This is a genomic window from Undibacterium sp. Ji22W (genome assembly GCF_049340305.1).
Taxonomy (GTDB): domain Bacteria; phylum Pseudomonadota; class Gammaproteobacteria; order Burkholderiales; family Burkholderiaceae_D; genus Undibacterium.
Genome location: NZ_JBMPOU010000001.1, coordinates 22092 through 36530 on the forward strand (window position 1 = coordinate 22092; position 14439 = coordinate 36530).

Sequence of the window (14439 nt, forward strand, 5' to 3'; positions counted from 1 at the left end):
TTGGTTTTGAGTTTTAATTTCTAACAGGAGAGTTTCATGCGTTTGACATCAGCATCCAAGACCATTGCGGTCTTATTAGCAAGTATCGCTTTAATCAGTGCTTGCAGCACACCAGTAAAATTGGAAGAGCCAGCGAAAATCGTTGAAAAATCTCCAGAGCCGGTAAAACCAGCAGATACACGTGAAGTGAAGCCTGTTGTTGCAGCTGAAGTTGATCCTTTGACACAAGGTGCATTAGCAAAACGTAGCATCTATTTTGATTATGATAGCTATGTTGTTAAAGAAGAATTTAAAGGCATCGTGGAAGCACATGCTAAGTATTTGGTAGCAAATAAAGGCCGTAAGATTTTGGTTCAAGGTAATACCGATGAACGCGGTGGTCGTGAATACAATATCGCTTTGGGTCAAAAACGTGCAGAAGCAGTGCGTAAAGCATTGGCACTGTTAGGTGTGTCCGAAGCACAAGTTGAAGCCGTGTCTTTGGGCGAAGAAAAACCAAAAGCAACTGGTAGCGATGAAGCATCTTGGGCAGAGAATCGCCGTTCTGATATCGTTTATCAATAATCAATCAAAAATAATTTAGTAATTATTTTTGCGTAACGGTCAGTAAAAGCGGACTTTGCAGTGTCATACTGCAAAGTCCGTTTTTTTTTGATGTAGCATTCTATGAATTTCGATCGAGGTAGTGTTATGAACGTATTAGGTTTACATAAAAAAGTAAAAGCACTGGCATTTGCTTTGATGTTGATTCCGGCAATTGCGTCTGCAGGCATATTTGACGACGAAGAAGCGCGCAAGGCGATTCTTGATTTGCGCGCCAAGATCACGGCACTGACCGCTAAAATGGAGGCCCGGCTCGATGACAAAGCCGATAAAACCTCGGTCTTGGAACTGAATAATCAAAACGAACAATTGAAAGCAGAAATTTCCGCTCTGCGTGGTCAGATAGAAGTTTTGTTGAATGATCTTGCGAATCTGCAGAAACGTCAACAAGACTTTTATGTCGATCTGGACAAGCGTATTCGCGCCTTGGAGCCCAAGAAGCTCACGGTCGAAGGACGCGAAGTGACGATAGAACAAAGTGAGCAACGCAGCTTCGATGCGGCGATGAGCCTGTATAAAGCTGGCCAGTATGCGAATGCGGCTTCCGCCTTCACTGGGTTTACGATCAATTATCCTGAGTCCATTTTTGCAAGTCAGGCTCAGTATTGGATGGGCAATTCTTACTACGCACAGCGCGATTGTAAAAATACCATTATGGCGTTGGAAAAGCTCTTAAAGAATTATCCCGACAACCCAAAAGAGCCAGATGCGATGCTCAACATCGCTGCCTGTCAGTTAGAGTTGAAAGACAAAAAGGAAAGTCGCAAGACTTTATCGGCGCTGATTGCCAAGTTTCCCGGGACAGAAGCAGCTCAGGCCGCCAAGAACCGCTTGCCTTCAACAAAATAATCGGACAGTGCAATTGACAGCTTAAGCGAATCGCCCTATAATCTCGTTCTTTCGGGTCGTTAGCTCAGCTGGTAGAGCAGCGGACTTTTAATCCGTTGGTCGCAGGTTCGAATCCCGCACGGCCTACCACGAATACAGTAAAGGACTTAGGTGTAAATCTAAGTCCTTTTCATTTACCGGATATTTCGTGTCAAAGTTTTGAAAATGTCTGGTAAATTGCAGCAAGTTTTGGGTCGTTAGCTCAGCTGGTAGAGCAGCGGACTTTTAATCCGTTGGTCGCAGGTTCGAATCCCGCACGGCCTACCAAAACAAAAAAGACTCAGCGATGGCTGGGTCTTTTTTTTGTTTGTTGCACCAAAGGAAGTCTCATTCTACCTCCAATTCTCCCTCTATTTCGCATTTAGTTCTTTTTCTCGATTTGCGTTGCAGCTTATTCCTCCGCTAATTCTGTATTTGCATGAAAGCAGATGCTAGGTTTTGTGGGATACTTAGATAAGTACTCACTCATCGATCTCGCCAATGAATAAGAAGTCCGTCACATCTGCGACACCTCCCATCTCTGTATCAGAACAAAAACGTTTGCAAATGGCGGACATCGCTCGCCTGGCGGGTGTTTCTACCTCCACTGTTTCGCGCGCTTTGAATAAAAGTCCTTTGATCAATGAGGAGACTCGGACGCGAATTGAACAATTGGCCAAGTCCTTGAATTACTCGATTAATGTCGGCGCACAAAATTTAAGGCTTGGGCAGAATCGTACGGTAGCGGTAGTGGTGCCATTTGACAGCGCTTCGCGCCAACATTTGTCGGATCCTTTTTTTCTGAGCATTCTTGGGAGTATTGCCGATGCCTTGACTGATAAGGGCTACGACATGCTGCTGACGCGGGTGAGTGCGGATGAGCTAGATGCGGCTGCACAGATATTTGATACTGGTCGGGCTATCGGCGTGATCTTGATCGGGCAATGGCGACATCACGACCAGTTGAATCAGATGGCTGCCAGACGCGTTCCTATCGTGGTCTGGGGTGCGCAGATTCCACAGCAGATGTATGTTACGGTCGGTAGTGACAATGTGGCGGGTGGCTTTTTGGCGACCGAGCATTTATTGAAAAAAGGCCGACAACGTATTGCTTTTTTTGGTGATACCCAATTGCCCGAAGTAGCAGATCGATTTAGGGGTTATCAACAGGCATTGGCTCAGCATCATATCGCTGTCGATGAAAGTTTGCTGGTGCCCGCTGTGTTTACCGAGCAAGGTGGGCGAGCGGCGGTTGCGCAGTTGTTGGCGCGCGATGTAGCATTCGATGCGCTATTCGCCTGTAGTGATTTGTTGGCAATGACTGCCATTAATTCACTGCGCCAACAGAGTTGGGTAGTGCCAGATCAAGTCGCGGTGGTTGGTTACGATGATATTGAATTGGCGCGCTATTTCCATCCGCCGTTGACCACGATACGCCAGCCTCTGATGGCAGCTGGAGAAGCCTTAGTCTCATCGGTACTTGCGTTGGCGGAAGCGCATACAGTAGCTCCCGTACTATTGTCGACTGAGTTGGTAGTTCGTCAGTCGAGCGCTTGATTAAATTTTCCCTCTTTTTTAATTGCTTGCCACCGTACAGAATATGTACGGTGCCAGGTTAGTGCTGGTGTGGCTACTCTGAAGATGAGAATTTCCAGCCATTCACAATACTTTTCAAGTTGTTGCAATCGTTTGCAATCTGTTGCAGTTTTGGTCTCCCGAAGCTTCGCATCCTTACGCTAAATATAGACTGCGCAGCCTCCCTAGAATGCGCCGCACAAATTCGTCGACAACGTCCTACTAAAACCGTATTTTTAAGCATATAAGTCATTGATTTAACAAGTTTTGTTATTGTAATTTGAGCGTATTTATATTCGTTTCATAACCTCAGTTTTAATAGCCCTATTGATACATCTCCATCCATATTTTATTGTTGCTTCGCACAATAAATAGTTTATGCAATCGATTGCATAAACTATTTTTGTGAACCATAATGCGTTTCATCGGTAAAGAAAAACTGTAATCGTGCATTGAGTGAAATAGTTACTTGATTCGACGATGCCGTACCAGCGGATTAACGCGAGGATGGTCGGGTGCCAAAAGTGCCTGCAAAAGAGTTCTTACTGAATTGAACAAGGCTGACATGCATAGGCATGTAGCGTTTTAATTGAACACCAAGGAGACTTCCATGCAGGTATCAGCAAAATTATTCAAAGAAAAATCAACGGCGCAATTAACGGCAGCGCGTAGAACGAGCAAGATGACCAGCGCCGTTTCATTTGCCATCGCAGTGATGGCGATGACAAGTGCGCAGTCGCAAGCGCAATCCGCGGTACCAGCGAAGGACAAAGATGGTTTGAATCTCGAAACCGTGGTCGTCACAGGTACGGCAATCGGCAAATCCAAGATGAAGGCCAGTGTGTCTGTCAGTACGCTTGAATCCGAACAAATCATGCAGTCGTCGCCGACCAATGCGGCAGAAATTTTACGGTCTATTCCAGGTGTACGCGCTGAATCTTCCGGGGGGGAGGGCAACGCAAATCTGACCGTACGTGGAGTGCCAGTGTCGGCGGGCGGTGCACGCTACGTGCAGTTTCAGGAGGATGGTTTGCCTGTCCTGCAATTTGGTGATATCGCTTTTGCAACGCCCGATATGTATTTGCGCGCCGATGGTGGATTGAGTCATCTGGAGGTCGTTCGTGGTGGATCTGCGTCCACTTTAGCGACCAATGCACCAGGTGGCATCATCAATTTCATCACTCGTAGTGGTAAAGAAAAGGGCGGTAGTATTGGTATTACCAAAGGTCTGGACTTTAACCAAACTCGCTACGATTTTGATTATGGTGCTGCCGTCTCTGATAAAACCAGGGTCTTCATCGGTGGCTACTACCGCGTTGGCGATAGCACCCGTCCAGCCGGTATGACTGCGGAAGATGGAGGTCAATTGCGTGCGAATATCACGCGTGAGCTGGACAACGGCTACGTCCGCTTAAGTTTCAAGCATCTCGACGACAAAACGCCGATGAATATGCCTGTTCCTGTGAAGACCACCAATGGTGTGATTTCAGAAATGCCAGGAATCGATCCGCGTACTGCTAGCTTCTATTCGCCGTACTGGGTGAAAGATATAGTTCTCGACAAAAACAATCAACGCATTGCCACCAACATCAACAATGGTTTGCAAGTGACAAATAATGCGTTTGGCGCAGAAGCCTCTTTGAATCTCGGTAGTGGTTGGACGCTGGATGAGAAATTCCGCAAATCGACCAATAGCGGTCGGTTTATTTCCATCTTCCCGGCTGATAACGGTAATTCACAAAAGACCATGACGTATGCCACTGGTCCAAATGCGGGTAAAGCCTATACTGGCACGGCAATCACTGCGGCTGTTTTTAATACTTCCTTAGATGACTTAGGCAGCACCGTTAATGATCTGCGTCTATCAAATAGTTTTGCCTTCGGTGATGGTAAATTGGCGTTCACGGGCGGTTTGTTTACGTCTCTGCAAAACGTGTCCTTGACCTGGAATTTTAACCACTATTTGTTGCAGGCCACAGGTGACAAACCTGCCTTACTCAATTCCGCTGCGACGGTAGCAGGCTCACCAGGTTTGTTAGCTCAGGGTACTGACGTGTGGGGTGGTTGCTGCAATCGTGCGATCGATGCGCAATATAAAACGACTGCACCGTATGCGACAGTCGGTTTTGAAAGTGGCGCATGGAATCTTGATGCTAGCATCCGCCACGATCAACAAGATGCTTCCGGTACATATAATCAGGCGGTAAAGCAGGTATATCAGCAGGTCAACTCGAAAACGGTAGATTATTCTGTTAATCACACTTCTTATTCTGCTGGGGTGAACTTTAGTCTGGACAAAAATCTGGCATTTTTTGCGCGTACCAGTGAAGGCATTGCATTTAATGCGGACCGTGTGATGTTTGGCAATCCACTCGATGGGTCCGTACCAATCAGCACCAATATCGTGAAGCAAAACGAAGCTGGCTTTAAATGGAAGGGGGGTGATTTCAATAGCTTTGTGACTTTCTTTCAAGCGAAGACCGATGAGTCTAATTTCGAAGCGACTACGCAAAAATTTACGGCGAATAGCTATGACGCAAAGGGCACAGAAATCGAAGTCAGCTATCGTCTCGGTGCTTTTCGTCTGAGCGGTGGCGCAACCGTCACGAACGCGACGATCGTCAATGCGAACGATAAATCTATTATCGGTAAAACACCGCGCCGACAGGCAAAGACGGTTTATCAATTGACTCCGACTTTTACTACGGGTGACGTAGTGTTCGGCGCGAGTGTCATTGGTACCTCAAAGTCATGGGGCGACGATAACAACACGATTACTATGCCCGGCTTTAATGTGGTGAATGCCTTCATCAATTATCAAATTAACGATCGTGTGAAAGCTGCATTGAATGCGAATAACTTATTCAATGCGATCGGTTACACCGAGATTGAAGGTGATGGTCACGCTGCGCGTTCTGTGAACGGACGTTCCATTCGCGCGACTTTGACTTATTCTTTTTGATTTATTCGTTCGGCTAGAGTGAGTTTGGAGGCGACGGAATTGGAAGTGAAGTTTGATTCTGTCGCCAATTTTTCTTGAGTTTGTGTTGTCTGTTGGTTTGCCTCGGGTTCTATTTTTTTCTTAGATCCTTTTGTTTGTGATACCTAATTGTCTGATCCTGCTATGAACGGTTTCCCGTCTTTATTACCTTCAACCACAGCTCCAACTCCCTTGCAGCAACGATTGGCGCGCTATACGCCCGGCTTACGGCAGAAATTGGCGACGGTGTATGGTAGTGATCAAGGGTTTGATGCATGGCTGGAGACACTGTTGGAGAAAATTTCCGAGGTGGCACAACAGCGAAGCTCGGTTTTATTGGCGCTTGATCAGCAACGTTTGCAAGATCCTGATTGGTTTTTGCAGCAAGACATGCTCGGGTATTGCACTTACGTTGATCGCTTTGCGGGCGACCTGCAAGGTGTGAAGCAGCGGATTCCGCACTTGGTGAAATTAGGCGTGCGGTATCTACATTTACTGCCATTTTTTCGTTCGCGTGAAGGTGAGAATGATGGTGGTTTTGCCGTCGCCAGTTTTGAAGAGATAGAGGGGCGGCTGGGGACACTCGAAGACTTGCGTGAGTTAACCAGTGCATTACGAGAGCAGAAAATCTCGCTGTGCGCCGACTTTGTGCTAAATCATGTTGCGGACGATCATCCCTGGGCGCTAGCAGCTAAAGCGGGTGATGCGCAGTATAGGGCCTTTTTTCATACTTTCCCTGATCGACAAATTCCCGATCAATATGAACAAACAGTGGGTCAAATTTTTCCGCAAGCAGCACCTGGAAATTTTAGCTTTAGTCCGGAATTACAAGCGTGGGTTTGGACCACTTTTTATCCATATCAATGGGATCTGAATTACAGTAATCCACAGGTGTTCACAGAGATTGTGATGGCACTATTGGGGATGGCGAATCTTGGTATTGAAGCCTTCCGCCTCGATTCCACGGCATTTTTGTGGAAGCGACTTGGTACCAATTGTATGAATCAGGCAGAGGCACATTTATTGTTACAAGCCTTGCGTGACATCATAGAAATCGCAGCGCCTGGCGTTTTGTTGAAGGCAGAGGCAATCGTTGCAACTGCAGACTTACCGGCCTACCTCGGTGATGAGCAGCGTGGCGTCAAAGAATGTCACATCGCTTACCACAGCAGTTTGATGGCATCTTCCTGGGTCGCGCTGGCAGAGCAAAATGTGGAATTGATTCAAGCAGTCATGCGTGGCACGCCAACTTTACCTGCACAGGCTAGTTGGCTGAATTACATACGCTGTCATGACGATATAGGTTGGAATGTATTGCGAGCAGAAGCTGCTGGATCCTTAGCTGGTGCGGAAGGGTCGCAGCTAGCGTTACTGCGCTTGCGCCATGCCTCACGTTTCTTTTCAGATGCGGTGGATAGCTATGCTGATGGTCTGAGTTTTCAGGCGAGTGATATGAACGCTGTGCACGGCACTGTGGGTATGGCAGCGTCCTTATGCGGCATTCATAGCGCTGAAGCTGAGCTCGCGCAAGCCGGTATTTGTCGTCTAATGTTGATGATGGGATTGACCCTGAGTTTTGGCGGCATCCCCGTCTTGTATATGGGAGATGAATTTGCGCAAATGAATGATCGGTCTTACCAGTCAGACCCGGCTAGGAAAAATGATGGCCGGTGGTTGCAGCGCCCATACTTTGATCAAGATGCATTAGATCATCTGCAAGACATGAGACGTACATCCAGCATGGTGTTTCATCAATTAAATGCATTGCTGGCACAGCGGCGTGAACTGCCTTGTTTCGCCGCGCATCAACCACGCATGTTACTCAATACGACAAATCAGCATATTTTAGCTTTTGTTCGCGGCATCACACAAAGTGCTGAACATTGTATTTACTTAGGAAATTTTAGTGCAGAGGCGCAGAGCCTTGTCAGCGAAGAGATTTTTGCGCAAATAGCACATACGCAAATAACGCAACATTCAGATCAACTGGCAAACACGCATTATGTGGATGTTTTAAGCGGTGAAGTCATAGGGGCGGCAATAGAATTGTCCGCTTATTCGCAACGTTGGTTGCGCTTGCAGGGTTGATAATGGCAGACTAACGCACTCTAAGCAGAGCATATTGTTTGATAGGCTACTGTTAATTTTTGAATTCACTTTAATCGAGCCCGTATGACTATCACTCAGCACATAAAAAATCCGAATATTTTGGTTTATGGCGAAACCTTAATCGACGAGTTCCCACAACAGAACGTCATTGGTGGCGCACCTTTCAACGTTGCCCGCACTTTATCCTTGTTTGGTGCGCGACCATTGATGGTGAGTCGCATAGGACAAGATCAAAATGGAACAGCAATTTTGGCAGAATGTGCGCGCACAGGACTGAGTGCGGAAGGCATACAAATCGATGCGCAGCACACAAGTGGGCGGGTGGTCGTCGAATTAGCAAGCGCCTCCAATACTGACTGCATTGAAGGTGGTGAAGGTACTGAAGGCATCGAAGGCATCGAAGGCACAACGACGACGCACCGTTTTCATATCTTAGGTGATCAGGCGTATGACTACATCGATGCGCAACTTGTCACAACCTTGATGGAAAAGTATTACCAGGATGCTCCGCCCGATTTAATTTATTTTGGTTCCCTAATTCAACGTAACGAAACATCTCAAGCTAGTTTAATGGCGCTGCTAGAAGCGGACATCACAGAAGGCGCGAGTAAGTTTTTAGACTTGAATTTGCGCGATGGCCAAGCCAGTTTAGAGACTATTATCAGTTCACTTAATTATTGCGATATGGTGAAGTTGAATGAGGATGAACTGGCCTATGTGATACAGCATGCTTGCCCTGCGGTGGCGGGCACAGCAATCAAGGATGATGAAGTAGGATTGCGTCTAGCCTGTGAAGCAGTGATGGCAGAGTATTACATGCAAGCGATTATAGTCACTTTGGGCGCCAGAGGTTATTTCTACCTGGATGCGAATGGCATATGTTTGCATAGTCTCGATCAGTCTCCTGCTGCAATTGAGATCGTTGACACGGTCGGTGCGGGCGATGCTTTTGCCGCCGTTTTCATTTATGGCTGGCAGTCGAATTGGCCCATAGAAAAAACGCTGACTGCAGCACACCGTTTCGCTACTACTATTTGCGGTGTCCGTGGTGCAGTAGCAGAATCTAAAACTTTTTATCAAGATGCGTTACAAGCGTTTGAGCAGATGCCTGTTTAGTTTGTTTGTAGCGCATTTTTGCAGCACCCATTCGTAGTAAAAATCGGAGATCCAAGCATGCACATTCCGCAGTTGAAGAAACCGCATCTGTCGTTCTGGCAGATTGTGAATATGAATTTTGGATTCTTTGGTATCCAGTTTAGCTTTGGCTTGCAACAAAGTAGTATGAGCCCAATCTACAGCTATCTCGGAGCGGACGAAGCGAGTTTGCCGTACCTATGGCTAGCCGGACCAGTCACGGGTTTGCTAGTGCAACCGATTATTGGTGCGATGAGTGATCGCACTACCAGTCGCTGGGGACGTCGCACACCGTATTTTCTGATCGGTGCCATCCTCTGTAGTCTTGGGTTGCTGGCGATGCCGTTTAGCCCGACCTTGTGGATGGCGGCAAGCTTGTTATGGATACTCGATGCTGCGAATAATGTCACTATGGAGCCGTATCGTGCTTATGTCAGTGACAGACTCGACAAGGACCAACATTCGATAGGATTTTTGACCCAAAGTGCATTCACAGGATTGGGGCAGACGCTGGCTTACTTGACGCCTTCATTATTGGTATTTGCGGGCATGAATAAAAATGCGGTGAATGCTAGTCATATTCCTCATATCGTCATTGCCGCTTTTATGATCGGCGCTGTATTCTCACTAGCGTCTGTGTTGTGGTCGTTGAAGACGACTCCAGAATTGCCGATGAGTGCGGAAGAAATCGCCGTGATCAAAAGTCAACCCAGCAGCGTGAAACTTACCATATTGGAAGTGTGGACTGCGATCAAAGAAATGCCTGATACCATGAGACAGTTAGCTTGGATGAAGCTGTTTCAATGGTATGCCATGTTTTGTTATTGGCAGTACATCATGCTGTCGCTTGCGAAAACGATCTTCTCGACCACCGATGCAAGTTCAGAGGGGTTTCGTGATGCGGGTTTGCTCAACGGTCAGCTTGGTGCCTTTTATAATTTCATTGCTTTTATCGCCGCATTTGCACTCGTCCCTTTTGCCAAAAAACTTGGCCCCAAGATCGTCCATGCAGCTTGTCTGACGCTGGCTGGAATTGGCATGTTGGTGCTGCCGGAAATACACGACAAAAGACTGTTGCTATTGCCAATGTTAGGAATTGGGCTGGCATGGGCGAGCATCATGGGTAACCCCTACATCATGTTGGCTGGTAGCATCCCGAAAGAGCGTACTGGCGTCTACATGGGTATTTTCAATATGTTTATTGTGATTCCTATGATCATACAAATTTTTACCTTACCCTTAATTTATCGTAGTCTGTTAGGGGCGAATCCTGAAAACGTCGTTCGTCTGGCAGGCGCGTTATTGATTTGCGCGGCCATGAGTGTGGGATTTGTGAAATTACAGAGTGCTGGAAGCCAAGCAAATTAATTCCTCGGAAATGATATTAATAAGAGGCTCAGTCGATTCTGAGCCTTTTTTGTTTTGTGCTTGGGCATCAAGTAAAATAGCGAGCTTGAGTAAGATTCTGCAAGATTCAATTAGATTCAGTCCCCCAAAGGTCAGCCATGAAATCCGCCTCCGTGCCATCGAAACACATAACATCAGAAAAACAAGAAAAGCACGAAATTCGTCCGGGGCAATCCATTGAGTTGCTGAAAGAGTTACACATTTTGACGCGTGACGGCAAGCTTAATCAAGATAGCCGTCGGAAACTTAAACAGGTTTATCACCTGTATCAATTCATCGAGCCATTGCTCAAACAGGTGCTTGAACAAAAAGGTGCGGTCAGTCTGGTGGATCATGGTGCAGGTAAATCTTACTTAGGTTTTATTTTGTACGATTTGTTTTTTAAAGATCTGGGTAAAGACAATACTTCATGTATTTACGGCATTGAAACTCGCGATGAATTGGTCACGAAGTCGCATGACTTGGCGGTACGCTTGGGTTTTAGTGGGATGCAATTCTTGAATTTGTCGGTCGCTGAATCGACCAGCTCTGCCGCATTGCCAGCGCAAATCGATATCGTGACCGCGCTACACGCTTGTAATACCGCGACAGATGACGCGATTGATTTTGCTTTAAAAAAGAAAGCTAAGTTCATGGTCTTGGTGCCGTGTTGTCAGGCTGAAGTTGCTGCAGAATTGCGCAAAACCAAAGGGGATGCAGTAAAAAATAATCCACTCTCAGAAATGTGGCGCCATCCAATTCATACGCGCGAATTTGGTAGTCAAATCACCAATGTATTGCGCTGCTTGCAGTTGGAATCGCATGGCTATCAAGTGCGTGTCACTGAGCTAGTAGGCTGGGAACATTCTATGAAAAATGAATTAATCGTGGCCGAGTATAAAGGTGGGCGTAATAACAAATCCGCACAACGCCTGACGGATATCCTCAATTCGACAGGATTGACCAATTTGCAGCCACGTTTTTTTCTGCCTGAACCTAGCTAATCTGAACTGAATAGAGTTACCTTCAGATGTCTTCTTTCATTATCGAACTCTTCCTGTCGCCAAGCATGTTCGTGTTTGGCGCAACGCGCTTATCTCATATTCATTAGTTCCATTTCAGGCCTGAGCACCACTGTCATAGTTGCGTCACAAATAATGATTAATATTATTTAGATCTAAGGATTTGATAAATGACACGATAGTGTCGTATCAGATGAATGAAAACAAACGCGCCTGAGATATGATGATATGTATTTTGCGTAGTCCTATGCGCGATGTGAGTTCGTGCGCAATCACTCCTTAAGGAAAATACTTATGTTCGCTGCAGTCGATCTGGGTTCAAATAGTTTTCGCATGCATATCGGAACTTATGAAGGGAGTACTATACGCGTGCTCAAGAGCGCCCGCGACCCGATTCGTCTCGCTGCAGGGCTTGATCCCAGCGGCAACTTAACGCCTGAGGCCATGCAACGCGCGCTCACCTGCCTAGCGCGTTTCAAAGACATCTTGGCCGAATATCCCATTGTTGCAGTCCGCGTGGTAGCCACTAATACGGTGCGGATTGCAAAAAATGCGGCCGATTTTTTACCTGCTGCGGAAGCCGCTATCGGTTTGCCAATCGAAGTAATCTCCGGTGAAGAAGAGGGTCGCCTGATTTATATGGGTGTATCGAATGCCTTAGCAATTCCGGCTGAACGCCGTCTGGTGATTGATATAGGTGGCGGTTCAACCGAAATCATTTTGGGACGTGGTCATGAGATTGTGAAAGTCGAATCTTTTCCAATCGGTACGGTCAAGCATAGCGCCAACTTTTTCCCAGATGGCAAAATTACTGCAGTCGGGTTTGAGGCTGCAGTCCTAACGGTACGTTCCTTATTGGAAGATGCGACACCAGCTTATCAACCGGAATTTTGGCGCAACGCCTATGGCTCGTCTGGTACTGTACGAGCGATTTCCGATGCCTTGTACAAGAACGGCTTTGGTGATGCTGAAGTATCTTTGGAAAAGTTGATTGCCTTGCGCGATTACTGCATACAAAGAGGACAGATCGATGATTTGAATTTGTCGGGAATTAAGCCTGAACGAGTGGCGATGGTGATAGGCGGTTTGGCGATTTTGATCGGCTTGTTTCAGGAGTTGAATATCAACATATTACATCCGATCGAAGCGGGCTTGCGCACCGGTGTTATGTGGGATTTGTATTTGCGTTCTACCAAGCGAGACCGACGTGAACAAGCTGTGCATGATTTTCTTCACCTGTTTCGGACTGATCTTGGACGCGCCAAGCTGGTTGCTGATATGGCTAGTTCGCTGTACCTGCAACTCAAGCCGGCGAATGAAAAGTTAAATCACTATGTTTATTGGAGTTCTTTGCTGCATGAAGTCGGGATGGTGATTTCCCATACAAGCTACCACAAACATGGCAGTTATCTGGTGGAACATGCGGATATTCCTGGATTTACTACCCGTGAACAGAAAATGATGAGTCGTCTGGTGTTAAGCCAGAAAGGTAATTTGCGCAAGGTTGGTGAAGGTTTTGTGGACCCTGATTTTGCGAAAGCAGTGTTAGCATTGCGCTTGGCTGTGAGTTTTATGCACTCAAGGGTGGAGCTCGACTATAAAGATTTCAGTCTAAAGATGAAAAATAGGATAGAACTGGAATTGAAGGCTGATTGGGTGAGTTTGCATCCGACAGTCGCCATCTGGTTGCGTAAAGAAATAGACTGCTGGCGCGAAATTGGCGTTGAGTTTCAGGTGCGTGCTGGTATGTAAGTCTGGGTGCTGAGCGTTTTTTGATGGCATCAACAGGATTGAATTGGTATAGCATTTGCGCAAATAAAGCTAATGATGTAAATTGTTTATATTATTTAAGTTATTTGAAAATTCTTAACGCTCAGAGTATTAGTGAGCTTCGTAGTCGAGTACATTCACTTATTCATTCAGCCTTCATCTCTAAGGAGTAAAACATGGTAACCACCATCAAGAAAAAAGCCGCGTCACCGCAAAAAAAACCTGTTGTACCCGTGAAGTCAATTGCAACTAAAGCGAGAGCCGCCAAGGTGCAAGTGGGGTCGGTCACTACCGCAATCCAGGACACAACCCAGAACGCCACCTCCCCAGCTCGTAAGCCGGTAGTAAAGACCGCATCGCAAGTGCCAGTTGTCTCTAAGGTTCAGACGAAGGTAGGGAAAGTCAATCAGACTAAAGCGGAGACGAAAGTTGTTGTCGCTAAAAAGATAGCAACAGAAAAGAAAGCTGTGCCTGTGAAGAAAGCAGCGGCAGTCACCAAATCAGTCAATGTTGAGGCGGTCGCAAAAGAGAAGCATAAAAAACCGAAACTAGTCCGTGACAGCTTTACTATGCCGGAAGCTGAGTATGCCGTATTGGGTGAGGTAAAAAGGGCATGTATCGCAGCTGGCATTGAAGTAAAGAAAAGCCAGTTATTGCGAGTTGGTTTGCAATTGTTGAAAGAAACGCCAGTGAGTACATTAGGGACGATGATTGCAGAATTGCAGCCACTGAAGGCTGGACGCCCAAAGTTGAATTAATGCCTGCTCAATAGTAATTGTGTTGGTGCTGAGCCCGATTGTCCTCTAAGTTGTAAGTGCCTCACTTTGGACTACTGTGTTAAAAAAAACCGCGATGCCAACATCGCGGTTTTTTTTATGGAAAATTGCCTACCAGCTTCTATATTGAAATAGGTGCAGTCTTGATTCGTTGGTTCGCTGGTTAGCGGCTTAGTCAGCTAGTCGACTAGCCGAAGGTTGGCAGTTATTGGTTTTT

10 protein-coding genes and 2 tRNA genes are annotated in these 14439 nt (G+C 46.5%); all 12 read left to right on the forward strand.

Features of this window, described 5'->3' with window-relative positions:
* Window positions 1-36: 36 nt before the first annotated feature.
* The 12 genes from pal to ACO0KW_RS00145 all read left to right on the forward strand — a co-directional run bounded on the left by pal (window position 37) and on the right by ACO0KW_RS00145 (window position 14204).
* On the forward strand, window positions 37-564 hold the full coding sequence (pal, locus tag ACO0KW_RS00090) for a peptidoglycan-associated lipoprotein Pal (protein WP_423049435.1): 528 nt from the start codon (window positions 37-39) through the stop codon (window positions 562-564).
* A 102-nt stretch (window positions 565-666) separates the two neighbouring features.
* On the forward strand, window positions 667-1452 hold the full coding sequence (gene ybgF, locus ACO0KW_RS00095) for a tol-pal system protein YbgF (protein WP_423049437.1): 786 nt from the start codon (window positions 667-669) through the stop codon (window positions 1450-1452).
* Between the two features lie 53 nt (window positions 1453-1505).
* Window positions 1506-1581, forward strand: a tRNA-Lys gene (locus ACO0KW_RS00100).
* A gap of 101 nt (window positions 1582-1682) precedes the next feature.
* Window positions 1683-1758, forward strand: a tRNA-Lys gene (locus ACO0KW_RS00105).
* Window positions 1759-1971: 213 nt separating this feature from the next.
* The gene (locus ACO0KW_RS00110; RefSeq protein WP_423049439.1) at window positions 1972-3027 is read left to right on the forward strand and encodes a LacI family DNA-binding transcriptional regulator; all 1056 of its coding nucleotides are present in this window, start codon (window positions 1972-1974) and stop codon (window positions 3025-3027) included.
* A gap of 628 nt (window positions 3028-3655) precedes the next feature.
* Window positions 3656-6007, forward strand: a complete 2352-nt coding sequence (locus ACO0KW_RS00115; RefSeq protein ID WP_423049441.1) for a TonB-dependent receptor domain-containing protein — start codon at window positions 3656-3658, stop codon at window positions 6005-6007.
* Between the two features lie 162 nt (window positions 6008-6169).
* Window positions 6170-8113: an alpha-amylase family glycosyl hydrolase gene (locus ACO0KW_RS00120; protein ID WP_423049443.1), complete on the forward strand. Its 1944-nt coding sequence runs from the start codon at window positions 6170-6172 to the stop codon at window positions 8111-8113.
* Window positions 8114-8197: 84 nt separating this feature from the next.
* A complete protein-coding gene (locus ACO0KW_RS00125; protein ID WP_423049445.1) occupies window positions 8198-9250 on the forward strand; it encodes a PfkB family carbohydrate kinase in 1053 nt (350 codons plus the stop codon).
* A gap of 57 nt (window positions 9251-9307) precedes the next feature.
* On the forward strand, window positions 9308-10636 hold the full coding sequence (locus tag ACO0KW_RS00130; RefSeq protein ID WP_423049447.1) for an MFS transporter: 1329 nt from the start codon (window positions 9308-9310) through the stop codon (window positions 10634-10636).
* A gap of 137 nt (window positions 10637-10773) precedes the next feature.
* On the forward strand, window positions 10774-11658 hold the full coding sequence (locus tag ACO0KW_RS00135; RefSeq protein WP_423049449.1) for a class I SAM-dependent methyltransferase: 885 nt from the start codon (window positions 10774-10776) through the stop codon (window positions 11656-11658).
* A gap of 312 nt (window positions 11659-11970) precedes the next feature.
* Window positions 11971-13428: a Ppx/GppA family phosphatase gene (locus ACO0KW_RS00140; RefSeq protein ID WP_423049451.1), complete on the forward strand. Its 1458-nt coding sequence runs from the start codon at window positions 11971-11973 to the stop codon at window positions 13426-13428.
* 194 nt (window positions 13429-13622) lie between these two features.
* Window positions 13623-14204: a hypothetical protein gene (locus tag ACO0KW_RS00145; RefSeq protein WP_423049453.1), complete on the forward strand. Its 582-nt coding sequence runs from the start codon at window positions 13623-13625 to the stop codon at window positions 14202-14204.
* Window positions 14205-14439: the final 235 nt, after the last annotated feature.